The following is a 23,633-nucleotide window of genomic DNA, read 5'->3' as shown; positions in this document are numbered from 1 at the left end:
CCTGCCTAAGCGCGCGCATGCGCCGCCGCGCGGGCAACCTGCTCATCGCTGGGGCGTACGCCGGTATAGAGAACGAACTGTTCCAGCGCCTGCAGCGCAATCACCTCCGCGCCGGTAATTACCGCTTTGCCCTGCTGGCGGGCGTGGCGAATCAGCGGCGTCTCCGCCGGCAGCGCTACCACGTCAAACACCCGCTCGGCGGCGGCGATGCAGTCCGGCTCAAAGGCCAGCTGTTGCGCCTCTGCGCCGCCCGCCATGCCGATCGGCGTGACGTTAATCACCATCTGCGGCCGCAGGCTGCCCATCTCCGGCTGCCACGCATAGCCGTACTGCTGCGCCAGCGCCCGGCCGGCGCGCTCGTTACGCGCGATAATATGGCCGTTGCGCAGGCCGGCGTCGCGCAGCGCGGCGGTCACCGCTTTAGCCATGCCGCCGCTGCCGCGCAGGGCAAACGAGGTGGACGGTGCGACCTGATGCTGCGCCAGCAGTTTGGCAACGGCGATATAGTCGGTGTTGTAGGCGCGCAGCAGGCCGCCGTCGTTGACGATGGTGTTGACCGAATCGATGGCCGTGGCGGAGGGATCCAGCTCATCGAGGAACGGGATGCAGCTCTCTTTGAACGGCATGGACACCGCGCAGCCGCGGATGCCCAGCGCACGCACGCCGCCGACCGCCGCCTGAATATCCTGGGTGGTGAATGCCTTGTAGATAAAGTTCAGCCCCAGCTGCTGATACAGGTAGTTGTGAAAGCGGGTGCCGAAATTGCCGGGACGGCCGGCCAGCGACATGCACAGCTGGGTATCTTTGTTAATTTCTTGCAACATGGGCGCTCCGTAGTAATTAGCGTTGGCCAAGCAGCGTCAGCGAACCGGCGTGACGCCAGTGAATGCTGCCGGGCAGGTATAGGGCGTTGCGTTCCGGCGGACGCTCGTCGATCAGCTGCGTCGCCAGCTCGAAGCTGTGCTGCGCCAGCCCGCGACAGTCCTGCGCCACGGTGTCGATTTTCAGCGTCATGCAGTCGAACAGGTAGTGGTCGTCAAAGCTGCACAGGTGGATATCGCTGTCCATCAGCTGATGCTGGGTGAGATAGCGCAGCACCCCTTCCAACAGGCCGCAGGCGGCGGTAAACAGCGCCTTCGGCGGGCGGCCGAGGCGCGCGCACAGGCCGGCGATCATTTCATAGCCGGAGCTGGGGTGATAGTTGCCGCTGATGATCCACTCATCCCGGGCGCTGACGCCGGCGTTTTCCAGCCCCTGACGGAAGCCGGCCAGACGATCGCGCGTCGGCGACAGGCGCGGCTGGCCGCCAAGGAAATAGAACTCGTCAGGATGCTGCCGGGCGACCGTTTCCACCAGCTGCGCGGTCGATGACACCGAATCGGTGATCACCAGCGGCAGCGACGAACCGTTAATCACCCGGTCCATCTGCACCACCGGCAGGCTGGCGTTAATCTTCTGGTATTCCGCGTCGTTTAGCTGGCTGGAGGCGACGATCAGCCCGTCAACCTGGCGCCGCACCAGATTGTTCACCGCCATCATCTCCTGCGCCGGATTTTCATCCGAGCAGGCAATCAGCAGCTGCAGACCGGCCTCGCGGCACAGGGTTTCCAGTTCGCGGGCGATAACCGCAAAGCCGTAGTTGGTCATTTCCGGCACCACCAGCCCGAGGGTATGGCTGCGGGTCGAGCGCAGCGAGCGGGCGTGAATGCTGGGTTGGTAGTGGTGCTCGTTAGCCAGCGCCAGGATGCGATCGCGGGTATCGTCGGAGACGCGGTATTGCTTGCTGCGGCCATTAAGCACCAGGCTGGCGGTCGATTTCGACACGCCGGCCAGCCCGGCAATATCACTGATGGTTATGCGTTTATTCTTTTTCACTAACGGCATCTATGTTCATCGTAGGATGCCTTATTCTAACATGCATGGCCGCAGCGGCCAGTATTGCAGCGCCAGCGACGCGGCGCCGTGCAGCCGCAGGTCTGGCGGCGTTGCAGGGAAGTAGCGCGAGCTCATCACTGCGGCGCCGCGGTTGATAAAGATCTCCACGCTGGAGCGGTCAAACAGCAGCTGCAGCTCCCGGAGATCGCCACGCCAGTAGCGGTGCTCCGCCGCGCCGCTGTGCAGGTTAGTGCGCGTCAGCGTCAGTCGTTCGCCGTCCCAGGTCAGCTGCATGGCGTCGCCGAAGCCGGCGCGGAACGGGCCGTGCGGCGTTAACCACAGTTCGGCGCTGCCGAGCGCCAGCGGCGGCGCGTCGTCGGCCGCCCCCTGCCAGCGGGTCAGTTCCCCGCGCAGCTGCTGCAGTTCGGCGACCGGTTGCTGATACAGCCGGCCGTCGCGCAGCGTCAGCTCGCGCAGGCAGGTCATGGTGTGCAGCCAGCCGTAGCGCGTCGTCGGCTGCAGCTGCTCGTCCTGTTCCGGCACCCCCATCCAGCCCACCAGCAGCCGGCGGCCGTCTTCCGCCAGCGTGGTTTGCGGCGCATAAAACTCGAAGCCGGCGTCCAGCTCGTGAAAATCACCGTGGCTGAAGCGTGCCGCCGGGTAATCCAGCTCGCCGACGAAATAACCGGCCTGATAGACGTTGAGATAGCGCTCCGACTGCGCCGCCAGCCCCTGCGGGCAGCAAATCAGCACTTCGCGCCCGGCAAGGCGGAACAGATCCGGGCACTCCCACATATAGCCGAAGTCGCCCAGGCCGTTCAGGTGCGCGCCCGCGATCTCTCCCAGCAGTGTCCACTGACGCAGGTCAGCGGAGCGCAACAGCAGCACCTTGCCGCGATCCTGCAGGTCGCGCGCACCCAGCACCATGTACCAGCTCTGCTCATGGCGCCAGACCTTCGGGTCGCGCACGTGGCCGCTGTAGCCGTCGGGCAGCGGCAGCACCGGGCCGAGCTTGCGGTATTCGCCGCGCTCATCCTCCTGCGCCAGACATTGGTAGGCGGTGCGCGAACCGTCGGGGAATTTCACATTGCCGGTATAGACCAGCATGATCTTGCCGTCCGCCGCCACCGCCGAGCCGGAATAGCAGCCGTGGCTGTCGTAGCAGGCGTCGGGCAGCAGCGCCACCGGCTGGTGCTGCCAGTGCAGCAGATCGCGGGACTGCCAGTGGCCCCAGCATTTGCGGCCGTGGTCGCAGGCCAGCGGGTTCCACTGATAAAACAGGTGGTACACGCCGTTGTGCTGAATAAACCCGTTGGGATCGTTGAGCAGCCCGACGCTGGGCGCCAGGTGCCACAGCGGGCGGTGAGGATCGGCGGCGGCGCGCGTCTGGCCCTGCATCAGCGCCAGCGCGGTGTGTTTCATCAGGCTCAGCGCATCCATTATTTATCGTCCGTTTGGTATTTCAGCAGCAGGGAAAGGCCAAAGGCGCTGCCGAAGGCGATCGCCAGCCCGATGGCATAGCTGAGCAGCCCGCTGGCCTGTACGATGGCCATGCCGGGAATGGCGGTCAGGCCGACGGCGTTCATGCCGACGTGATTGGCGACCACCCAGGCGCCGCCGAGCGCGCCGCCGGCCAGCGCGGCGAGGAAGGGTTTGACAAAGCGCAGGTTGATGCCGAACAGCGCCGCCTCGGTGATGCCGAGCATGGCGGAGAAGCCGGAAGGCACCGCGATCGCCTTGATTTTGGCGTCGCGGGTTTTAAAGTACACCGCCAGACAGGCGCCGCCCTGCGCGATGTTGGCCATTGACCAGATCGGCAGCAGGAAGTTGACGCCGATATTTGGGTTGCCCAGCAGCCCGGCCTCGATGGCGTGGAAGCTGTGGTGGATGCCGGTGATGACGATCGCCGAATACAGGCCGCCGAACAGCAGCCCGGCCAGCCAGCCGGCGTGGGCGATCAGCGTGCTGAGCAGCAGCGAGATGCCGTCGCCGAGCGCGCGCCCCGCCGGGCCGATAAACAGCATGGCGACGAAGCCGGAGATAATCACCGTCAAGAACGGCGTCAGGATCAGATCGAGCGCATCAGGGATTGCTTTGCGCAGCTGCTTTTCCAGCGTGCTCATAAACCACACCGCCAGCAGCACCGGGAACACCGTGCCCTGATAGCCGATCATGGCGATCTCCAGCCCGAAGAAGTTCATGGTGGAGAAGCCCTCGGCCACGCCCCAGGCGTTGGTCAGCGCCGGATGGGTCAGAATGCCGCCCAGCGTGGCGCCGAGATAGGGGTTGCCGCCGAACTCACGCGCGGCGGTGAAGCCGATCAGGATCGGTAGAATGATAAACGCCGCCGAGCTGAACATATCGAGCATCACGAACAGCGCATTATCAGGGCTGGCCCAGCCGTAGGTTTTCATCATGCCGAGCAGCCCCATCAGCAGGCCGGAGGCGACGATGGCAGGGATGATCGGCACGAAAATATTCGACAACAGGCGGGCGATGCGCTGCAGCGGGTTGAGCTTTTTCGCCGCCAGATCGGCGGCTTCCGCTTTGCTGGATTCATTGACGTCCGCCGCCTTGATAAATTCGGCATGCACCTTGTTCACCAGGCCGGTGCCGAAAATCACCTGAATTTGTCCGGCGTTGCGGAAGCAGCCTTTCACCCCCTCCAGTTGCCCGATGGCGGCGGTATCGACCCGGCTGTCGTCCAGCAGCACCAGGCGCAGGCGCGTGGCGCAGTGAGCCGCGCTGGCGATATTGTCTTTCCCGCCGAGTAGCGGCAGCAGCGCCTGTGCGGTTGCGGTGACGTTCATGTGTTCTCCCTTTTAAATGCTAACAATGCCGCGCCGCAGCGCGGCCGGTGGTTCAGAAAAAGTATTTGAATCTGGCGCGCAGGCCGTAGCGTTTATCGTTATCGCCGTTGGCGATCTTATTGTCGGCGTCGGCCTCCAGCATGGAGGCATAGGCGCCGAGATACAGATTGAAGTTCGGCATCGCCATAACGTTGGGGATTTGGTATGACGCGTGAAGGGTGTGAATGTCGTAGCGCCCCGGCTCGCTAAGCGGGTTGTCGATCTGCGCCGCCATGCCGTCGGTGGAAAACTCTTTGATGGTATTGTGGGCGTAGATATAGCCCAGCTCGAAGCGGCGCCACAGTACGTTGGCGCCGGCGGAAAAATCCTGTTCGCCGGCGGCGTCCAGATAGGCGGCGCTGAGGTTGGCGACGATGCCGTTTTCGGCGTCGTCGGCCAGGTTGTTCCAGCTGAGCGTCATGCCGTAGCCGTTACGTTTGGACTGGTCGACCCACTGGCCGCGCGCGTCCTGATAGCCGTAGGCGTTGCTGACCACGTTGCTCTCCATCGCCAGCGCGGCGCTGAAGCGGTCTTTTTTCCAGGCGACAACCGGGCGCAGATAGGCAACATTCTTTTTGTTTTCCAGCGTGTTGCCGTGATAGCTGCTTTCCTGGAACAGCGAGGTGCCGTCCTCCACCAGGGTGTTGAGTTCGAAATACCAGTCGCCGGCGGTTTTGCTCAGCATCAGGTTGCCGCCGCTGCTGCTGCGGCCGCGCCCCTCTTTCATCATGTAGATATAGCCGAAGCCGTCGGCATACAGATCGTTGGCGGTATTGCCGGAATATTCGATAAAGGTGTCCTGATTGAGCGGGAACATATCGTAGGCTTCAAAACGGCCGATTTTGGCCTGCCAGTCCTGCTCCTTGCCGAAGAAGAACGCGGCGTCATCCAGGTTCATTTTACCGCTCATGTCCGCCAGCGGCTGGACGCGAAAGCCGGAGAAGCGGCCGTCCGGGTTGCGGCGGTAGCCGTCCAGCCCGACCAGAATGCGGCCGTTAATGTCCCAGCGCTCGTTATCGCCGGGCTTCCAGTTTTTGTTATCGCGGGTTTTCAGCGAGGTCAGCTGGCCGCTGCGGCTGGCGCCGTCGAGGTTGAATTCCACATCACCGTACAGTTTCAGATCGCTGAAGTGGCTGAGCTGGAGGCCGGTGGCCGTCGCAGCGGCGGCGGGCTGCGGCGCGGGGGCCGGCTGAGCGCGTTGCTGTTCGACGCGGGCGGTGCGTAGCTCCAGGCGCTGGGCCTGTTGTTCGGCGCGTTCACTACGCTGTTCCAGACGCTGCGCCCGCCGCTCGGCGTCAACGGCGCGTTTTTCCGCCTGCGTGGCCCGCCATTCCGCCTGCTGCAGGCGCTGTTCCAGCGCGCTGAGGCGGGCTTCGATGCTGTCGTTGGCGCTGACGGCCAGCGCGGGGGCGGTGATGAATAATCCTGTCGTTACAGCCAGATAGCGTAGGTTTTTCATGGTGTTCTATCATCCAGAAAGGTCATTATTATTGTTTGCTAAATTGCTAAACCGGTTTTTCTGGCGGAACGATAAGCGAGAACGCAAGCAGAAGGCAACGGAGTTGGCTAACCCGATTCAGCTATTGTGATCGAGTGCGCATTATTCGCGGAAACTGGGCGGGCTGGCGGCCCGCCCGTGAAGGTCAGGCAGGTTGTAACAGCAGCGTCGCCAGTTCATCGGCGTGCGGCAAGGCGGTCATTGCCCCTTTGGCGGTGGTCGCCAGCGCGCCGCAGGCCTGCGCCTGGGCAATCACGCCCGGCCACTCATCGGTCTGCGGCAGGCGGCCGAGCGCCGACAGCGCGGCCAGCAAACCGGCGACAAAGGCGTCGCCGGCGCCGGTGGTGTCCACCGGTACGACCGGCGTGGCCGGGAAGTGGCGCAGCTCACGGCCGTCATGGACGCAAACGCCGTCTCCGCCCTGCGTCACCAGCAGCAGGCGCAGCGGGAAGTGGGCGAGCATCCAGTCAATCGCGGCGTGCATCTCATTGAGGTGGCTGATAAAAAGCAGCTCGTCCAGTGAGATTTTCACCACGTCGGCCAGCAGCAGCGCCTGCATCAGGCAGGGGCGGAGTTCTTCCGGCAGCCGCCAGACGTCAGCGCGGATATTGGGATCGAAGCTGACCCAGCCGCCGGCGGCGCGGATACTGGCCATGGCCGCCAATGTGGTGCTGCGGCTCGGCTCCTGTGACAGGGCGATCGAACAGGCGTGCAGCCATTCACCGGCCTGGAAGGCCGGCAGATCGTCAGGTTGCAGAAACAGATCGGCGCTGGGGGTCACCATAAAGGTGAAGGAGCGTTCGCCGTCGCCGGTCAGATCCACCACCACGGTCGAGGTATGGTGCTCGGCGTCGGCGAACATCTGCGTGGTGTCGACCCCTTCGCTGTTCAGCACCTGGCGCAGAAAGGCGCCGAAGCTGTCGTCACCGACGCGGCCGATAAAGCCGCTGTCGCCGCCCAGCCGGGCGACGCCGACCGCGACGTTGGCCGGCGCGCCGCCGGGACACTTCAGATAACTGTTTGAATTTTCAGGAACCAGATCGACAACGGCGTCTCCCAGAACCCAGACTCGGTTTGCCATGTTTTACCCCGTTATTACTGTGGCTGATGGCGAGCTAAAATAGAAGAACCGGTTTAGCTATGCAACAGAAAAAATCGCCATGCTGTCGGTGCAGGCGGGAGGATAAAGCGTGCGGTATGGCGCCGTACCGGTGTGCCGACGGCGAGAAGGATGGTCATCACGGTGGATATTTTAGTGAGATAAAGAACGTTAAATTTTAAATTAATCAAGCAGCGTTTTGCTATGAGCAAGGGGAATTGATTATGCCATTGCTCGTCCGTTTATTGCGTTATTTTCCATCTTGATGTTTTATTTTTTTATAGCTTATAGATTAATGATTATGAATGGTGAGGCTGCAACCTAACGAGCATATTGGGTAATTATGTTACTCGTTGACTAAGCATTTTCTTTACGAGGGTTGGGGGTTTTCTTGTTTGTTGCATTAGCCGTTTTTTTTACCGCTTGTCCGCATGAAATCCGCGCGCTGATTGGCTATCATCCCATCGCTGACCCTTCAGGCTGGTAGGCGTTGGGGCGTGTGCGTGTCGCTATGGCCGTTCGCTATCTGCTTGAATAAATGGAAAGAGGGAATTAGTTAGGTAGCGAATGGTTATTTAAGGATGATGGAATGAAAAAATCAGCACTGATCGGCGCTATCGTTGTCGCTTTATCTACGCTTATGCCGGTACAGGCAGAACGCCACACCGTAATTTTTGATTATGCGCGCGCCCAGCTTGATAATTTCAGCGACCTGGACGGCATTAATATAAAATATCGTTATGAGTGGGGCACCGCCTTGAGTTTGATGAACTCTTTCAGCGCGTTGGGCGGCGATAACCACAGCGCGAACGGCGGTAAAACCGAGTTGCATTATTATGCCTACAGCGTGGGGCCTGCCTACTATCTGAATCGCTATATGGTGATTTACGGGCTGGTGGGGCTGAGCCACAGCAATGTGAAAAACTCCGCCGCCTGGGCGACGGAGCAAAACAATGGCAGAGCACACGGCAGCCGCGGCGCCAGCTCTGCATCGGCCTTTGCCTACGGCGCCGGCCTGCTGTTTACCCCCCGGGAAAATATTGTGCTGGACATCGGTTACGAAGGATCGCAGATCGATATCGGCGGCCTGAGCCGCGATGTGAATCTGTTTACCGTCGGCGTTGGCTATCGTTTCTGACCTTGAATCGCCGCCGGCACTTCAGGATTGGCCCATCAGCGGATCGCTGACGCTGTGCCGGCCGTTCTCAAGCCGTCCGGCCAGCCGGCGTAGCCAGCCCTGTTTATCCGTCAGGCTAATATCATACCAGCCGCCGCTGGCGCCGACGTCGAGTGACAATGCATGTGTTGCGCCGGCTGCCAGCGAAATACGTTGCGCTTCCCGGCTGCCGTAAGGGCAGCGCGCCAGCGTTATTTCCTGCGCCTGCGCGCCGGGGTTCAGCAGGGTCAGGCGCAGGCTGTCCGGCTGGCTCTCCAGCCGTACCTCCGCCTGTGAATGCTGCAGATTGCCGCGCAAAGCGCGGTGGAAACCGTTCGGTCCCAGCAGCCACAGATCGTAATCCCCGTTAACCTGCCATTCGTCGCTCAGCGCTTTACCCGCCTCAACGGTATAGCGGCGCGGTATCTCGTCCAGTCGCAGCCGGTCGTAAACGTGGAACACCGCGCCCTGGCTGCCACTATTGATCATATTCAGCGCCAGCAGCTGCTGGCGGGGGTAGCCGTTCGCTTCTACCTGCAGCTGATAGGGCAAAGCGCGCGACGGACGTGCCTGGCGTTTTTGTTGCGGCAGCTGCTGCCGTTCAGCGGCGGGCAGCGGCACCGGCGGCAGTTGCTCCTGGCGCTGACGCAGCGCGTCGGCGGCGTGGCGGCTGGTGGTGTGCAGCGTCGGCAGTGTTTCATGGTTGGGATCGACAAAGTTAAAGGCCGAGGTCAGATCGCCGCAGACCGTCCGCCGCCAGTCGCTGATATTGGGCTCCCGCACCTGAAAACGCTTTTCCAGAAATTGCAGCACCGAGGTATGGTCAAAGACTTGGGAGTTCACCCAGCCGCCGCGGCTCCACGGCGACAGCACCAGCATCGGCACCCGCGGGCCGGGGCCGTAAATGCCGGCGTCCGGCGGCGGCTGATCCGTGCTGCCCGGCGGCGCCGGGTGTTGGAAGATTTCCGTTTCAAAAGGCACGGTGGATTTACCGGCGAAGCTGCCGTCGCTGCGCAGCGACGGCGCTGACGGCGAAGGCAGGTGATCGAAAAAGCCGTCGTTTTCATCGTAGGTGACGAACAGCACGGTTTTACTCCATACCTCCGGCCGTTCGGTTAACGCATTGAGCACCTCCTGAGTAAACCAGCCGCCCTGTACCGGGCTGGAAGGGTCAGGGTGCTCGGAGTAGGCCGATGGCGCGATCAGCCAACTGACCTGCGGCAGCTTACCCTGCCGTACGTCGTTGCGGAACCCGGCCAGCATCGCCTCCAGATCGCCGTCGCCGCCGGCCGGCAGGGTATTGCCGTTGCCTTTATACAGCGGCGCGACGGCGTTGATGTGCTCGCTATACGGCACAAAGTCCCTGAACTCTTTCGGCGGATTGGCCGGGTTGCCGGCCCTGATGCTGGCGGCGCGGTACTGGCGGAAGCCGGCCAGCGGGTTATCGCCGAAGTTATCCGGCAGATACTGGTAGATTTTCCAGCTGACGTCGCTCTCTTCCAAACGTTCCGGGTAGGTCTTCCAGCGGTAGCCTTTGTCCTCGCTGCCGGGATGATCCCACTCGTTGAGCACCACGGCGCTGTTATCCGGGCCGGGGCCGTTGCTGCCGGTCCACAGAAATAGCCGGTTGGGGTTGGTGCCGGCGTGCATCGAGCAGTGATAGGCGTCGCACAGCGTAAAGGCATTGGCCAGCGCGAACTGAAACGGCAGCTCCGGCTCGCGGTAATAGCCCATGGAGGTCGGCGTTTTGTGGCTCGGCCAGGCGCTCATGCGGCCGTTATCCCAGGCGGCATGCGCATCGGGCCAGGTGTGCGGCGTACCGCTGACGCGCTGGGCGTTGCCGCGCTGCGCATCCAGATGATAGGGCAGCACCAGCCGCTCCGCTCCCTGCTGCTGCCACACGCTGCGGCCGTCCGGCAGCGGGATGGTAAAGCGGTCGCTAAAGCCGCGGACGCCGGGCAGCGTGCCAAAGTAGTGGTCGAAGGCGCGGTTTTCCTGCATCAGAATCACCACGTGCTCCACATCCTGAATGCTGCCGGTGCGGTTGTGGGCGGGGATCGCCAGCGCTTTGCGAATCGAGGCCGGCAGCAGCGAAAATGCCGAACCGACGGCCGCCGCCTGTAACAGTTTTCTGCGTGAAAGGGTGGGCATGCGTCAGTAGGCTCCCTGCAAGTGAACGGCCGGCGGCATCAGCTGTGCCGCCGTTGACTATCGGTAATAAGTTTAGCTTATCGGCTGATTAATAAAGGGAAGTGTTATTTTTATGACAACGCTGTGACGGTGCGCGGCCGCGCACCGTGCCGAGGGCGGTTAAAACGGCGCCAGCGTCTCCGGGTTGACCGGCTGCGCCTTGCCGCCGGATAGCATCACGATGCGCTCGGCGCTGCGGATGGTTTCCGGGCGGTGGGCGATGATGATGCGGGTGACCGACATATTGCGAATGGCGTCGTTAATCAGCATCTCTTTCTCCACATCCAGGTGGCTGGAGGCTTCATCCAGCACCAGGATCGACGGATTACGGTACAGCGCGCGCGCCAGCAGTACGCGCTGGTTCTGCCCGCCGGACAGCGACGAGCCCATGTCGCCCACCAGGCTCTGATAGGCCATCGGCATTTTCATAATATCATCATGAATCTGCGCGATTTTAGCCGCCTGCTCGATGCGTTCCTGGTCGGCTTCCTGGCTGAAGAAGCAGATATTATCGGCGATGGAGCCGGCGAACAGGATGTCATCCTGCATCACGCAGCCGATGCGCTCGCGGTATTGGTACAGCCCGACGTCCTGAATATCGACGCCGTCGATCAGAATGCGCCCGGACTCCGGCGTCAGCAGCCCCAGCAGCAGCTTGGCCAGCGTGGTTTTGCCCTGGCCGGACGGCCCGATCAGCGCCACGGACTCCCCGGACTTAATTTCGAACGAGCAGCTGTCCAGAATCATCGGCTCGGTTTCGGCATAGCGGAACGATACGTTGTCCAGCGTGATGGTCGGCGATGTCCGCACGATATTACCCGCGGTTTCTGCATCGTGGCGGCCGTCTTGTTCCTGTTCGGTCAGTACGATATCCGCCAGGCGCTCACCGTGTAGCCGCAGCATGCGGAAATCGATCCAGGCGTCCACCAGGCCGGAGCCGCGCGAGATAAACTGGTCGGCGAACGACATAAAACCGATCAGCATGCCGGCGGAGAAGTTGCCGTCCAGCACCTGCAGCGCGGCCAGCCACACCAGCGCGATACGCCCGATGCCGGCGATAATGCCGTGGATAGTGCTGAAGCTGATGCTCAGACGCTGCACGACGATATTTTTGTTGGTGGTTTCCACCAGCGCGTTGGCGTAGCTGCTGACGCGGATATCCTGACGGTTATTCAGCTTTAGGGTTTTGGCGCCGCGCACCGACTCCAGCAGAATCGACTGCGCTTTGGCGGCGGTGATGATGTGGTCTTCATTGGCGTTGCGAAACGGACGATAGGCGATCCAGCGGATGGCGGCATACAGCAGAAACTGCAGCACCACCACCGCGGCGAGCATCCTGTTATAGGTGAACAGCACGCCGAGCGTCACCACCGCCATGATGCCGTCCAGCACCGAGCTGATAAAGCGCGTCGTCAGCGTTTCCTGAATGGTGCTGACCGAGCCGAAGCGGGAAATAATATCGCCCACGTGGCGCGATTCGAAAAACGACAGCGGCAGCCCCAGCAGATGCGAGCAGACGTTGGTGGTCCACTGCACGTTCAGCAGGCTGGAGAACCAGGTCATCACCCAGGAGCGCAGGGCGGTGATCAGGTTCTGGAACAGGAAGACGAAAATAAAGCCGACGCTCAGCAGCGTCAGCAGATCGCGGTCGTCGGAGACCAGCACCTGATCCATCACCCACTGCATGTAGAACGGCGTAATCACGCCGAATACCTCCAGCGCCACGGATAGCAGCAATATCTGGGTTAACGCGGCACCGATGCCGGTGACGCTGCCGATCAGGCGGAGCATCGACAGCGACTGCTTCTCCACCGCCGGCTTGAACGACGCCGACGGCAGCAGCTCCAGCGCCACGCCGGTAAAGCTGCTGGACACTTCCTTCATCGACACCACGCGCACCCCGCTGGCGGGGTCGTGAATGACGATGGCGTTTTTCTTCACCTTTTTCAGTACCACAAAGTGGTTCAGGTTCCAGTGCAGAATGCAGGGGCGGCGCAGCTTGTTCAGCTCTTCAATCTCCAGGCGCAGCGCGCGGCCCGCCATGCCCAGGCTGCCGGCGACGCGCATCACGTCGGCCAGCGTGGCGCCTTTCATCGAGGTGGAGAAGCGGCGGCGCAGGCTGATCATGTCGATGTTGTATTTATAGTAATTGACCACCATCGCGACGCAGGCCAGGCCGCATTCGGCCGCCTGCGACTGCTGGATCACCGGCAACCGTCGGCCGAAGCCGAAGTGAAGGTTCTTTAAAAATTCCATTGGAAAAATATGACTCCCTGTTAACAAGCGCAGTGATTACAAGCGGTGGCCCAAAGCGTAGAGAGGCTCAAATACCCACTCGATGATCCGTCGCTTCTCAATCAAAAAATCCGCCTCCAGCTTGATGCCCGAGCGCAGCGCAACGTCCTTGCCGTACAGGTTGATGGATTGCTTGTCGAGTTCGACCACCACCTGATACAGCCGCTCATGCACGTTTGGGTCGCCGGTGATGGTCATTACTTCCTGCGGAGAGAGCGCGGCGGTTGATACCTCGACTACCCGCCCGCGCTGGACGCCGAATTTCTGATAGGGGTAGGCTTCATAGCGCAACATCACCTGCTGCCCCGGATTGATAAAGCCGATGGCGCGGCTGCTGACCATAACCCTGGCCTGCAGCCGGCTGCCCTGCGGCAGGATGTAGAGCAGCGGCTGGCCGCTGGCGACCACCTGGCCCTGTTTGACCAGCGTGGCGCCGATGGTGCCGGTTTCCGTCGCCTGGATGTAGACGGCGCGGTGCGACTCGTTCTCCGCCAAGGCGCGATCCACATCCGCCTGGCTGCGATCGATTTCATTCTGCCGCTTGGAGAGGGCGAGCGGTAGCTCCCGCAGCTGTTGGCGCAGGGCGATGATCTTCTGCTCCAGATCCATTACCAGCCGGTCGGCGTCCTGCAGCCGGGCGCCGACCTCCAGCACGGTGTTTTGCTGTTCATCCACCTGTTGATTAGAGGCGAAACCCTGGCTGCGCATCTGCTGCAGTTTATGCAGCTGATTGCTGGCCAGGTTCAGCTGCTGCTGACGCTTGACCTGCTGCTTTTTCAACAGCCCGATCTGCGACTCCAGCGAGCCGAGCTGCTTTTTCAGGCCGCTCATGGTCTCGGCGTGCATGCGGTGTTCGCTTTCCCGCTCGGACTGCAGCCGCTCATTTTGCAGCGTCAGCTGATCGTGCACGAACTGACGGGTTTGCCCCATGGCGGTGGACAGCTCTGAGGAAATGGTCATCAGCACGCTGTCCCTCTCGACCTCGCTGCCTTTTTCCACCTGCATGTCGGTGATGGTGCCGGCCACCGGCGCGGTAATGTTGTAAATGCCTTTGCTGGGCAGCAGGTTGCCCGTTGCGGTCTCTTTCCTGGTATAGCTGCCGAAGACGATAAACAAGACGATCAGCGTCACCAGACAGCTCGCCAGGGAGATGACCAGCCAGCGGTACGGCGGCGAATAGAGGGAAACGGTCCCCATGACCTTGTTGTTATTGGCATCCAGCGCTTCCTGGCGAAAAAGTGACTGTGTCATCCTGAATCCTGGCGAGAAGTTATTGCGAGCAGCTAATCTGCGCGATGGCGGTATGGCCGAGATCGCCGGTCGCCCTGGCCTGGGAAACCTTGGCCATCAGCAACTTGTAGCGCGCTTCGGCGTTGTTTTTTACCGCTTCGTAGTAACTTTGGTAGGCGTTCAGCTCATCCATTTTGGTGCGTAGCCCCAGCTTCTTGCCGGTGGCGGTAGAGCGGATTTTGTTCTGTTCCGAGCGGATCATCTGCTGGGTCGAGGTGACCAGCGAGCGGCTGTTGGCCACGTTCAGCAGGGCGTTGTGCAGCTCTTCCTTCACCTTCTGCTGGGCGTCGATCAGGCTGTAGCGCGTCTGCTCGCGGGTATAGATCGCCTCGCGCGACTGCGACATCTGCTGGCCGCCGCTGAAAATCGGTACCGAGACGGAGACGCCGAGATGGGTGTTGGTGCTTTTCGAGGTGGTGCCGAACATTTCGTCGAGCAGGTTGCTGTCTTCGGCCCGGCTCCAGTTGGTGCCGTACGAGGCCTGGAAGTTGACCGTCGGCAGATGGGCGCTGTGCGCCTGATAGACGCCGGTTTTGGCGATTTCCCACTGGGCGCGCGCGCTGCGGATCTGGCTGTTGTGAGCCAGGGCGCGCTGGTAGAGATCCTGCTCTTTCCCCGCCGGTGCCCCCTGCAGCAGGCAGGCGGCGCTGATTGGCGTGATGGCGTCGTGCTCCAGACCGGTCAGCCGGCGGTACTTGGTGGCGGCGGCGCTCAGATTATTGTGCGCCTCGATCTCTTTGGCGCGGAACAGATCGCGGTTGGCCTGTGCTTCATCGACGTCGACGCGGGTGGCGTTGCCCAGCGAGATCGCCAGCGTGGTTTGCTGCAGCTCGTTTTCGTAAACCTGCGTGGCCGCCCGCGCGGCCTGGTGCACTTCATTCTGGTACAGCACGCCGGCATAGGCTTCGGCGACGTCATAGGCCAGCGTCTCCTGCGCGCGCAGCAGGTCGATATCGGCGCCGTCGGCTATTGCCTTGCCGCGCAGATAGTCGGCGTATTTGGACAGATCGAACAGCGGCTGGTTGAGCGAGATGGCGTAATTATGGCGCGTCACCTTGGCAGCGTAGGTCGCCTTTGGTTGATCCTGTTGGTTGTAGCCGCCGCTTAACTGAATGGTCGGCAGCAGGCCGGCCAGGCCCTGACTGCTTTTTTCACCGCCTGCCAGCTGGCGGTACATCGCCGCCTGCAGTTCCGGGTTGACGGCGCCGGCGTTGCGGATCGCCTCCAGCAGGGTGGTGGCGTTAACGCCACAGGGGAATAGAGCGGCAGCCAGTAACAGCGGTTTAAGAGGGAGCAATCCTTTGATTGAATGCATATCGTAGCCCATGTTAATCATGCAGTCCCTGCATAGATTTAAGTAATCATCGAAGATATTCGTTCGAATGAGATAAATAGAGAAAATACGCGCCCTGGCATAAATGTATCGCCATGGGGTTTATGCAGAAATAAACGTGCGCTAATAGTATTGTTAATATTATTTATCAGATAAAACTATAAATATAACAAATAAGGTTTCAGCAATGCATTCATCACCTTTGATGGTGGCGAACTTGCTGGTTTTTTGTTTTATTTCAGTGTGTTCTATCTATTTTCTGCGCAGAGAATAATACTAAAAAAATAGCGCTGTCAATAACCCGCACTTTTAACGGTAAAATGCGGGTTATTTGTCAGAAATATCCATGTTTTTTATTCTTTTATATTTGTTTGATTTGTTGCTGGTTATGCTGTGGTATTGGTTTTTTCTTGTATTCATTCGGTATTTTTTAAGTGAAAAAGAGGTTTTTCGTCAGAGGGCTTCTCCCTGCCGGCGGCGCGACGTCCCAATCCCGCGGATCGTCCATCACGGACGGTGTTATCCGACTATAATTTCAGGAGTTAGTTGGGAAACTCGTCGATCACAAGGAGTCGCATATGTTGAATATAGGAAATGGTCATTTATCCGCGCTCGATCCGCAACGGGTGAAAAAGCAGCGCAGGCTGTTGCAGGTGCTCTCGCTGCTGTTGTTGGTGGCGGGGCTGTTCTGCTTGTTCAGCCCTTTCGCGTCTGGCGCAGCGCTTAGCGCGGTGATGGGGATCTTTTTACTGCTGAGCGGGATCGGGATGATTGTCGGCATGATCGTTAACCGAGCGCAAAATACCTGGCCGATGATCGGCGGTATCCTATTGGGCATCGCCTATCTGATTATCGGCTATGTGTTTATCACCCGTCCCGCCGTCGGCATTTTTACCATGGCGGTTTATCTGGCGGCGCTGTTTGCGCTGGGGGGCGTCTTCCGCCTGCTGGCCGGTTATCAGCTGCGCGCGATCCCGGGCAGTTGGATCCATTATGTGATTGGCGTGCTGGATCTGGCGATCGCCTGGATGCTGCTCAGCGCCGATGCGGCCACCTCGGTGATCCTGGTGACCACCATTGTCGGCATTGAAATGCTGTTCAGCGCCTTTGGCCTGTTTATGGTGACGCGACGCGTCCGCTGAGATCCCGCGGCCAGCGCCACCTTTCCGATACAAGACCGCAATGAGATGATAACGCTATGGAATTTAAGGACTATTATACCATTTTAGGCGTTAAGCCCGAAGATGACCTCAAGGCGATAAAAACTGCCTACCGCCGCCTGGCGCGTAAATACCATCCTGACGTCAGCAAAGAGCCGGACGCCGAGGCAAAGTTTAAGGAAGTCGCCGAAGCCTATGAGGTGCTGAAGGATGACGAGAGCCGCGCCGAATACGATCAGCTGCGTCTGCACCGCAACGATCCGCACTTTGGCCGGCAGGCGCAGCACAACGACAGTTACAACGCCGAAGACTTTTCCGACATCTTCTCTTCCATGTTCGGCGAACGGGCGCGGGCGCGCCAACAGCGCCAGCACCATGCCATGCGCGGGCAGAACCTGGAGATTGAAGTGGCGGTGTTCCTGGAGGACATTTTTGCCGAGCAGACGCGCACCATCAGCTATCACGTGCCGGTATACAACGTGTTTGGCCTGGTAGAACAGGAAATCCCGAAAACGCTCAACGTGAAAATACCGGCCGGGGTCAGGGAAGGGGAGCGCATCCGGCTGAAAGGGCAGGGATCGCCGGGGATCGACGGCGGCGCCGATGGCGATCTCTACCTGATCGTCCGCATCGCGCCGCATCCGCGGTTTGATATCGTCGGCGATAATCTGGAGGTCGTCCTGCCGCTGTCGCCGTGGGAAGCGGCGCTGGGGGCCAAAGTGCCCGTGCCGACCGTCCAGCAGCAGATTCTGCTGACCGTTCCCGCCGGCACGCAGAGCGGCCAGCGGCTGCGTATTAAAGGCAAAGGGCTGCCGGGCAAGGGGCAGAAAGCCGGCGGCGACCTGTATGCGGTGGTGAAAGTGGTAATGCCGCCGAAGCCGGACGAACGGAGCGCGGCGCTGTGGCAGCAGCTGGCGGAAGCGCAGTCGGATTTCGACCCGCGTAAAGAGTGGAGTAAGTAATATGGCCAATATCAATATCACCTTTACGGTGACGGAGTTTTGTCTGCACGCCGGCGTATCGCAGGATGAGCTGGTTGAAATCGTCGGGCTGGGGGTGATCGAGCCTTGTCGGCCGGCCGGCGATGAGTGGCTGTTTGACGATGGTGCGCTGGCGGCGTTTCACCGTGCGCAGCGGCTGCACCGCGAGCTGGCGCTGGATTGGCCGGGCATCGCGGTGGCGCTGACGCTGCTGGATGAGGTCGAACAGCTGCGCGGGGAGAACCGGCAGCTGCGCCAGCGGCTGGCGCGTTTTAGGGAAAACGTCTGACTCACCGCCGGCGCGCCGGCGGGTTGAACGCTTTATTCGTGGAAAATGGCGTGGCCGATCGCGTGCGCCTTCTCCAGGCAGCCCTCAGGGCTGCCCATCTCCGGCATCAGCAGCACTTCGCATGTCCGCAGCGGCGCGCCGCAATAATCGAAAATACCGTGCCCGATCTGGGTGTTAAAGGCGTCGGCGTAGCCGCGTTTGACGAAGGTCTGCTGATTAACCGCCCCCAACGCCACCAGATGCACCGGCAGGTGGGTCAGTTTTTTCACCACGCGCTCGCCGGAGGTATCGTCATAGGCCCAGCCGTTGGTAAATACCCGATCGATCCAGCCTTTCAGCAGGCCCGGCATGGACCACCAATAAACGGGGAACACCAGCACCAGCGCATCGGCGCGGTCGATGCGCGCCTGTTCGGCGAGCACGTCGGGCGGCACGGCGCCGGTTTGCTGAAATGCCGCCATATCTGCGGCGGAAAACGTCGGGTTGAAGCCTTCCTGCGTCAGGTCAGCGATTTCAACGCTGTGCGCCGGATCGGCCGCGGTGATGCCCTGGGCGATGGCGGCGGCGCTACCGTGCGTCAGGGAGTGCTGCAGAGGATGAGAGACCACGATCAGTGCATGCATGGGGAGACTCCTGTTGCCATTAAACGGGAACGGACGTAGTGTTGAGGGATTAACTTAACCTACCATTGGTAAGTTACCTTTAGTATATAGTGCCGTCGGCAGGAGAATCAGGGTATGTCTGCGCAGCGTCCGCGCCAGCGTTTATCGAGAGAACAGCGTCGCGCGCAACTGATCGACGCGGCGTGGAGTATCATCCGCGAACAGGGGACGCAAGCGCTGACTCTGGGCCATCTGGCTGAGCAGGCCGGCGTCACCAAGCCGGTGGTCTACGACCATTTCACCAACCGCTCCGGTCTGTTCGCCATACTGTATAAAGAGTTCGATCGTCGACAGACGGCGCTGATGGATGAAAATATTCGTCAGACTGAGCCGACGCTGGAGAAGCTGGCGGCGGTGATCGCCACATCCTACATTGATTGTGTGTTGCTGCAGGGGCGTGAGATGCCGAGCGTACTGGCGGCGCTGAGCGGCACGCCGGAGCTGGAGCAGATCCGACAGGAATACGCCGTCGGCTTTACGGAAAAATGCCGCGCGCTGTTTGTTCCGTTCTGTGACGGACAGCCGCTGCATGAGGCGGCGCTGCGGGGGATGCTCGGCGCGGCGGAGGGGCTGTCTTATGCCGTGGTGAACGGCGTAGTGAGCGAGCGGCAGGCCAAAGATGAGCTGTTGCAGGTGATTATCGCCATGGTGCAGCGCTCTGCCGGAAAGGGCGGAAAAGGATGAATAAGCCAACCAGGACCGCGCTGGTGGTGGCGACTCTGCCTGCCGTTCCGGCACTGGCCGAGGGGCTGTCCGGTATGGCGTGGTGCGCCTGCCTAACGAAAAATGTTAAAACGCGTGCTTGATACGGGGGGACCATGCGTGCTGTGATAGGTTGGTAGGGTGCCCGTTGACTGACGCCGCCTTACTCTTTTGGGATTAATCGGTCATGGAGATTGTGATGCGGAAATATGTTTTGCTGATGTGTGCACTGTTACTGTCGTTTTCTTCTTTGGCGATGTCTTCGGCGTCCTCGTTGCAAAAAAATAAGGACGCTGCCGCGGCTTATTGCGATGCGCAGTTCGCGGTGGTGAAAAGCGCCTGGTCGGAGACCAACGACGATGAGAATATTGCTCGCTCGATTGTTCAGCTGGAAGATAAAGGTTATCAGTTAGCGGATTTTGGTATTGATAAGGAAGAGTATTCGCGCGACTTGAAAACGGCGATTGCCGGAGTACGTGATAATAAATCTGCCTATCATAACCAACAGGAAGAATTTAATCGTGCGCTGGTTGCCCAGATTGAAGCCTGTAAGGTACAAGCAGAGCATCGGTTAAACAGCAAATAATATCATTGCTCCCTCTGAGCGCGCGATCTTATCGGGCGCTTTTTATTTTTCCTGATGGCTTTAGGTTGTTGCACGCCTGTTATTACAAGCATATATCAGCTGATATAAAAGGGTGAATTAACGTCGGGGTAGCCATTGCTCTAATCGACGTATTTAATATATGCCGACTCATTCGCCTATTATCTCGGCAGTTCTTGAATACCTTTCATTCATTTGAATATGTTAAGTCCCGATTTCGCTCATGCATTAATTTTATGTGTGCTGATGATCTGCGTTTATACGCCATAGCGTATCATCAGTCTGTTACCGGGGCCACGGCACATCACATCAAGCAAGATTTGGCTCTTGCGGTAGGACAGCGTGACTTTCGGCGGCGATTTCCAGCTCAGCCCTGCTCAGGATAAAACTGTCCTGAGCGGCTTGCCGGAAGGGGCTATTTTCATCAAAGATTAACATCGTCTTCATTGTGGTATTTACGTTACATTATTAATAAACCGGTAAATATGTCACTTCCTGTCTGTGACATACGGGAGACTATGCCGGCTCGCTGATTCTGACCACCACTTTGCCGAAAGCGCCGCTCTCCAGACGCGCCAGCGCCTGCGGCAGGGCATCCAGCGGATAGACACTGTCGATCACCGGTGCGAGGCCGCCGGCGTCGAAGGCGGCGCACATCTCGCTTAATGCCCGGCGATGGCCGGTGCCGATGCCATAAATCGTCAGATCCTTAAACAGAATCGGCTCCAGCGGTGACGATACGGTAAAGCCTTCCAGCGCGCCGATCAGGTGGATTTTCCCGCCGATGGCGCACATCGCCGCCGCCTGTCCCAGGTGCGCACCGCCCGCCAGCTCGAGCACGTGATCCACGCCGCGATCGGCGGTCAGCTGCAGAACGGCGTCGATCATGCCTTCTGCGTTGCGATCGATCACCGCATCGGCGCCCAGCCGTTTTACCGCCGCCATTTTGCCGGCGCTGGTGGCGACAAGGGGGCGGGCACCCAGCATATGGGCGATTTGCAGGCCGAACAGCGCCACGCCGCCGCTGCCTTCGATCAGCACGCTTTCCCCCGGCTGCAGTTTGCCGCGCTCCACCAGCGCAAACCAGGCGGTCAGCGCCGCGCAGGGCAGCGTGCTGGCGGCGTCATGGCTGAGCGAGGCGGGTTTCGCCACCAGCCAGTCTGCTTTCATCGCCACATATTCCGCCAGTACGCCGGGGTAAAAGCCGCCCAGAGTGCGGTAAGCCAGCTCGCGGGCGTTGCCGGGGCGCGCGCCGTCCAGCCATTCAGGCGCAAAGACTGAAATCACCTCATCCCCCGGCGTAAAGCGGCTGACCCGGCTGCCGGCCGCCACCACGCGGCCCGAGAGATCGGAGCCGGGGGTAAACGGAAAGCGCAGCGACAGGCCACGGCCACTGTCGATCACCCAATTATCGCGGTGGTTCAGGGCGACCGACATCACCTGCACCAGCACCTCATCCTCTGCGGGGCGGGGCATCGCCGCCGTTTGCAGCGCCAGCGACTGGCGCCCGAAGCCGTTCATTTCCCAACGTCGCATCGTGTTCATAAATGGTTATCTCCTCTGATAGCTGAGGCGTTTATTGTGTCGCAGGCGTAAAGGTGAATTAATACCCTATAATTCGCATGAACTGATGAATAGGGCACAACAGTATGAAAGGGGCCGATTATGCCGAGCTGGCCGTCTTTATGGCGGTGGCGAAAGAGCGAAGTTTCCGCCGGGCGGCGCAGCGACTGGGGCTGTCGCCGTCGGCGGCGAGCCATGCGATCCGTGCGCTGGAGCAGCGGCTGCACGTCAGGCTGTTTAACCGCACCACGCGCAGCGTCGCGCCGACGGAGGCCGGCGCACGGCTGATGGCGCAGCTGGAACCGGCGATGGCGGCGCTGGAAAGCGCGGTGCAGGGGGCGGGAGAAGCGCAACTGACGCCGCGCGGTACGCTGCGCATCAACATGCCGCGCCTGGCCGGCCATCTGGTGATGGTGCCGGCGATCGAGCGCTTTATGGTGCGCTATCCGGATATTCGGCTGGAGCTGCTGCTGGATGACAATCTGCAGGATATTGTCGCCGCGGGGTTCGACGCCGGCATTCGCGCCGGCGACCGGGTGCCGAGGGATATGATTGCGGTCAGGCTGACGGCGGATCTGCAGATGGTGGTGGTGGCCGCACCGGGCTGTTTTCAGACGCAACCGCCGCCGGCGACGCCGGATGAACTTGGCCGCCACCGCTGTATCAACTACCGCTGGAGCGGCAACGGCGCCCAGTATCGCTGGCGCCTCAGCCGCGCCGGCGAGAGTGTCGAGGTGGATATCGTGCCCTCCCTGACGGTTAACGATATCGATCTGCTGCTGGCCGCTGCCGAGCAGGGCGCGGGGCTGGCGCTGCTGGAGTCGCAGTGCGTAGCACCGGCGCTGCGTCGGGGTACGCTGGTGCGGGTGCTGCCACAGTGGTGTAAACCGGTGGCGGGGTTCCACCTGTATTACCCGCGCAACGGGTTTATGACGCCGCAGATGCGGGCGTTTGTTGATTTTATGCGGCTGGATACGGCGGCAGGAACGCGGCAAGAGTAGTGTGCATCACAAAACAGAATGAGTTGGCGTGATATATATAAGTGAAAGCTAAGCTCTGCCTCTGATGGCGAGCATAGACAGATCGTGAAGAATCTGGTGGTTTAATATAACAGCAAGGAGCGTAAAATGAGGAAGATAATCAGCACGGCGGTGGCACTGGGTCTACTCTGCGGTTCGCTGCCGGCCTATGCCGCGCAGACGCTGGAGCAGCAGCCGCAGCTGAAAATTATCAGCTATAACGCCTACTGGGGCATGAAGTCCGACACCTCGAAGGGGAAACAGAAGTTTGCCGAATGGGCCAGGCAACAGGATGCCGATATTATCGCCTGGCAGGAGATGAATCACTTTACTCGCGAAACGCTGGAAGCCTTTGCCCAGAGCTATGGTCACCGCTATGCGGTGCTGCTGAAAGAGCCGAAGGTGGTGGGCGACGATGAATTTTTCCCAACGGCAATCACCTCCAAATACCCGATCGTCAACGTGCGCAAGGTGGTGGATAACCTCTGGCACGGCGCGCTGTTTGCCGATGTGGGCCGCTATCACTTTGTCGTCACCCATATGAACCCGTTCCGCACCTCGCAGCGGATTGATGAGATGAACCTGATTCTGGACTCCATCAAATACGGCGCGGATCCGGACGGCAAATGGATCATCGCCGGCGATCTCAACTCGTTCTCACCGCTGGATAAAAGTGGCTATAACGAAAGCGAGATGGTGAAAGATCTGCAGGACAAAGAGGCCAAACGGCCGGTGCTGCACAATCTGGTGGACGGCAAGATGGACTACACCGTACAGCAAAATATCTTGTCGCGCGGCTTTATTGACGTGCTGAAGCAGAAGTATCCGGATACGTTCGTCGCCACCGCGCCGACGAAAATTTTCTACGATCAGGCCAAAACGCCGCTGCGCTATGACTATATTTACGTCTCGCCGGCGCTGAAGAACGACGTGGCGGAGGTCAAGGTACTGCGGGATGCGTTTACCGACCAATACTCGGATCACTATCCGGTGCAGATGATTATTAACAACCGTTAAGCGGGCCGATTCTCAGCGTTGGTAGCGGCGGGCGAAGCTATTGCCCGCCGTT

At 60.3% G+C, this 23,633-nt stretch carries 20 protein-coding genes; 8 read left to right on the top strand and 12 right to left on the bottom strand.

Annotation, left to right across the window (positions count from 1 at the left end; genetic code table 11):
* Positions 1-5: 5 nt before the first annotated feature.
* From D781_RS19115 to D781_RS19090, 6 genes are all read right to left on the bottom strand, one after another.
* Positions 6-824, bottom strand: a complete 819-nt coding sequence (locus tag D781_RS19115; protein WP_015673983.1) for a shikimate 5-dehydrogenase — start codon at positions 822-824, stop codon at positions 6-8.
* Between the two features lie 16 nt (positions 825-840).
* A complete protein-coding gene (locus D781_RS19110; RefSeq protein WP_015673982.1) occupies positions 841-1,884 on the bottom strand; it encodes a LacI family DNA-binding transcriptional regulator in 1,044 nt (347 codons plus the stop codon).
* A gap of 21 nt (positions 1,885-1,905) precedes the next feature.
* On the bottom strand, positions 1,906-3,315 hold the full coding sequence (locus D781_RS19105; RefSeq protein ID WP_015673981.1) for a sucrose-6-phosphate hydrolase: 1,410 nt from the start codon (positions 3,313-3,315) through the stop codon (positions 1,906-1,908).
* Positions 3,315-4,685, bottom strand: a complete 1,371-nt coding sequence (locus tag D781_RS19100; RefSeq protein WP_015673980.1) for a sucrose-specific PTS transporter subunit IIBC — start codon at positions 4,683-4,685, stop codon at positions 3,315-3,317. The genes D781_RS19105 and D781_RS19100 overlap by 1 nt, the downstream gene beginning before the upstream one ends.
* Positions 4,686-4,737: 52 nt before the next feature.
* A complete protein-coding gene (locus D781_RS19095) occupies positions 4,738-6,183 on the bottom strand; it encodes a carbohydrate porin (RefSeq protein ID WP_015673979.1) in 1,446 nt (481 codons plus the stop codon).
* A 184-nt stretch (positions 6,184-6,367) separates the two neighbouring features.
* Positions 6,368-7,303: an aminoimidazole riboside kinase gene (locus D781_RS19090; RefSeq protein WP_015673978.1), complete on the bottom strand. Its 936-nt coding sequence runs from the start codon at positions 7,301-7,303 to the stop codon at positions 6,368-6,370.
* A gap of 607 nt (positions 7,304-7,910) precedes the next feature.
* Here D781_RS19090 and D781_RS19085 point away from each other — a divergent pair.
* Positions 7,911-8,459: an Ail/Lom family outer membrane beta-barrel protein gene (locus D781_RS19085; protein ID WP_015673977.1), complete on the top strand. Its 549-nt coding sequence runs from the start codon at positions 7,911-7,913 to the stop codon at positions 8,457-8,459.
* Between the two features lie 21 nt (positions 8,460-8,480).
* Here D781_RS19085 and D781_RS19080 read toward each other — a convergent pair whose 3' ends face one another.
* From D781_RS19080 to D781_RS19065, 4 genes are all read right to left on the bottom strand, one after another.
* The gene (locus D781_RS19080; RefSeq protein WP_015673976.1) at positions 8,481-10,628 is read right to left on the bottom strand and encodes a phospholipase C, phosphocholine-specific; all 2,148 of its coding nucleotides are present in this window, start codon (positions 10,626-10,628) and stop codon (positions 8,481-8,483) included.
* Positions 10,629-10,787: 159 nt separating this feature from the next.
* Complete coding sequence (locus D781_RS19075; RefSeq protein ID WP_015673975.1) at positions 10,788-12,923, bottom strand: peptidase domain-containing ABC transporter; 2,136 nt, start codon at positions 12,921-12,923, stop codon at positions 10,788-10,790.
* Between the two features lie 36 nt (positions 12,924-12,959).
* The gene (locus D781_RS19070) at positions 12,960-14,213 is read right to left on the bottom strand and encodes an HlyD family efflux transporter periplasmic adaptor subunit (protein WP_015673974.1); all 1,254 of its coding nucleotides are present in this window, start codon (positions 14,211-14,213) and stop codon (positions 12,960-12,962) included.
* 19 nt (positions 14,214-14,232) lie between these two features.
* The gene (locus D781_RS19065) at positions 14,233-15,567 is read right to left on the bottom strand and encodes a TolC family outer membrane protein (protein WP_158497491.1); all 1,335 of its coding nucleotides are present in this window, start codon (positions 15,565-15,567) and stop codon (positions 14,233-14,235) included.
* A 596-nt stretch (positions 15,568-16,163) separates the two neighbouring features.
* Here D781_RS19065 and D781_RS19060 point away from each other — a divergent pair.
* The 3 genes from D781_RS19060 to cbpM are packed head-to-tail and all read left to right on the top strand — an operon-like array spanning position 16,164 to position 18,014.
* Positions 16,164-16,727 (top strand): HdeD family acid-resistance protein, encoded by a 564-nt coding sequence (locus D781_RS19060; protein ID WP_015673972.1) that lies wholly within the window; start codon positions 16,164-16,166, stop codon positions 16,725-16,727.
* Positions 16,728-16,783: 56 nt separating this feature from the next.
* Positions 16,784-17,707: a curved DNA-binding protein gene (gene cbpA, locus D781_RS19055; RefSeq protein ID WP_015673971.1), complete on the top strand. Its 924-nt coding sequence runs from the start codon at positions 16,784-16,786 to the stop codon at positions 17,705-17,707.
* A 1-nt stretch (position 17,708) separates the two neighbouring features.
* Positions 17,709-18,014, top strand: a complete 306-nt coding sequence (gene cbpM, locus D781_RS19050) for a chaperone modulator CbpM (RefSeq protein ID WP_015673970.1) — start codon at positions 17,709-17,711, stop codon at positions 18,012-18,014.
* A gap of 32 nt (positions 18,015-18,046) precedes the next feature.
* Here cbpM and D781_RS19045 read toward each other — a convergent pair whose 3' ends face one another.
* The gene (locus D781_RS19045) at positions 18,047-18,637 is read right to left on the bottom strand and encodes an NAD(P)H-dependent oxidoreductase (protein WP_015673969.1); all 591 of its coding nucleotides are present in this window, start codon (positions 18,635-18,637) and stop codon (positions 18,047-18,049) included.
* Positions 18,638-18,751: 114 nt separating this feature from the next.
* Here D781_RS19045 and D781_RS19040 point away from each other — a divergent pair, with 114 nt between their 5' ends.
* Positions 18,752-19,360, top strand: coding sequence for a TetR/AcrR family transcriptional regulator (locus D781_RS19040; RefSeq protein WP_015673968.1), 609 nt, complete (start codon positions 18,752-18,754; stop codon positions 19,358-19,360).
* A gap of 217 nt (positions 19,361-19,577) precedes the next feature.
* A complete protein-coding gene (locus D781_RS19035) occupies positions 19,578-19,964 on the top strand; it encodes a hypothetical protein (RefSeq protein WP_015673967.1) in 387 nt (128 codons plus the stop codon).
* Positions 19,965-20,498: 534 nt separating this feature from the next.
* Here D781_RS19035 and D781_RS19030 read toward each other — a convergent pair.
* Complete coding sequence (locus D781_RS19030; protein WP_015673966.1) at positions 20,499-21,527, bottom strand: NAD(P)-dependent alcohol dehydrogenase; 1,029 nt, start codon at positions 21,525-21,527, stop codon at positions 20,499-20,501.
* A gap of 104 nt (positions 21,528-21,631) precedes the next feature.
* On the opposite strand from D781_RS19030, the gene D781_RS19025 reads away from it, so the two are divergent.
* Complete coding sequence (locus tag D781_RS19025; protein ID WP_015673965.1) at positions 21,632-22,546, top strand: LysR family transcriptional regulator; 915 nt, start codon at positions 21,632-21,634, stop codon at positions 22,544-22,546.
* A 126-nt stretch (positions 22,547-22,672) separates the two neighbouring features.
* Entirely contained in the window at positions 22,673-23,581 is a 909-nt protein-coding gene (locus D781_RS19020) for an endonuclease/exonuclease/phosphatase family protein (RefSeq protein ID WP_015673964.1), read from the top strand.
* Positions 23,582-23,633 lie beyond the last annotated feature (52 nt).

Origin of the sequence: Serratia sp. FGI94 (genome assembly GCF_000330865.1) — a bacterium.
Taxonomy (GTDB): domain Bacteria; phylum Pseudomonadota; class Gammaproteobacteria; order Enterobacterales; family Enterobacteriaceae; genus Serratia_B; species Serratia_B rubidaea.
The sequence above is the reverse complement of the archived record's forward strand: the minus strand, read 5'-3'. Positions and strand labels throughout refer to the sequence as shown.

What these genes read in the sequence shown, in the direction of transcription:
- D781_RS19115 (WP_015673983.1), bottom strand. Translation starts at nt 824, where the DNA reads ATGTTGCAAGAAATTAACAAAGATACCCAGCTGTGCATGTCGCTGGCC.
- D781_RS19110 (WP_015673982.1), bottom strand. Translation starts at nt 1,884, where the DNA reads ATGCCGTTAGTGAAAAAGAATAAACGCATAACCATCAGTGATATTGCC.
- D781_RS19105 (WP_015673981.1), bottom strand. Translation starts at nt 3,315, where the DNA reads ATGGATGCGCTGAGCCTGATGAAACACACCGCGCTGGCGCTGATGCAG.
- D781_RS19100 (WP_015673980.1), bottom strand. Translation starts at nt 4,685, where the DNA reads ATGAACGTCACCGCAACCGCACAGGCGCTGCTGCCGCTACTCGGCGGG.
- D781_RS19095 (WP_015673979.1), bottom strand. Translation starts at nt 6,183, where the DNA reads ATGAAAAACCTACGCTATCTGGCTGTAACGACAGGATTATTCATCACC.
- D781_RS19090 (WP_015673978.1), bottom strand. Translation starts at nt 7,303, where the DNA reads ATGGCAAACCGAGTCTGGGTTCTGGGAGACGCCGTTGTCGATCTGGTT.
- D781_RS19085 (WP_015673977.1), top strand. Translation starts at nt 7,911, where the DNA reads ATGAAAAAATCAGCACTGATCGGCGCTATCGTTGTCGCTTTATCTACG.
- D781_RS19080 (WP_015673976.1), bottom strand. Translation starts at nt 10,628, where the DNA reads ATGCCCACCCTTTCACGCAGAAAACTGTTACAGGCGGCGGCCGTCGGT.
- D781_RS19075 (WP_015673975.1), bottom strand. Translation starts at nt 12,923, where the DNA reads ATGGAATTTTTAAAGAACCTTCACTTCGGCTTCGGCCGACGGTTGCCG.
- D781_RS19070 (WP_015673974.1), bottom strand. Translation starts at nt 14,213, where the DNA reads ATGACACAGTCACTTTTTCGCCAGGAAGCGCTGGATGCCAATAACAAC.
- D781_RS19065 (WP_158497491.1), bottom strand. Translation starts at nt 15,567, where the DNA reads ATGCATTCAATCAAAGGATTGCTCCCTCTTAAACCGCTGTTACTGGCT.
- D781_RS19060 (WP_015673972.1), top strand. Translation starts at nt 16,164, where the DNA reads ATGTTGAATATAGGAAATGGTCATTTATCCGCGCTCGATCCGCAACGG.
- cbpA (WP_015673971.1), top strand. Translation starts at nt 16,784, where the DNA reads ATGGAATTTAAGGACTATTATACCATTTTAGGCGTTAAGCCCGAAGAT.
- cbpM (WP_015673970.1), top strand. Translation starts at nt 17,709, where the DNA reads ATGGCCAATATCAATATCACCTTTACGGTGACGGAGTTTTGTCTGCAC.
- D781_RS19045 (WP_015673969.1), bottom strand. Translation starts at nt 18,637, where the DNA reads ATGCATGCACTGATCGTGGTCTCTCATCCTCTGCAGCACTCCCTGACG.
- D781_RS19040 (WP_015673968.1), top strand. Translation starts at nt 18,752, where the DNA reads ATGTCTGCGCAGCGTCCGCGCCAGCGTTTATCGAGAGAACAGCGTCGC.
- D781_RS19035 (WP_015673967.1), top strand. Translation starts at nt 19,578, where the DNA reads ATGCGGAAATATGTTTTGCTGATGTGTGCACTGTTACTGTCGTTTTCT.
- D781_RS19030 (WP_015673966.1), bottom strand. Translation starts at nt 21,527, where the DNA reads ATGAACACGATGCGACGTTGGGAAATGAACGGCTTCGGGCGCCAGTCG.
- D781_RS19025 (WP_015673965.1), top strand. Translation starts at nt 21,632, where the DNA reads ATGAAAGGGGCCGATTATGCCGAGCTGGCCGTCTTTATGGCGGTGGCG.
- D781_RS19020 (WP_015673964.1), top strand. Translation starts at nt 22,673, where the DNA reads ATGAGGAAGATAATCAGCACGGCGGTGGCACTGGGTCTACTCTGCGGT.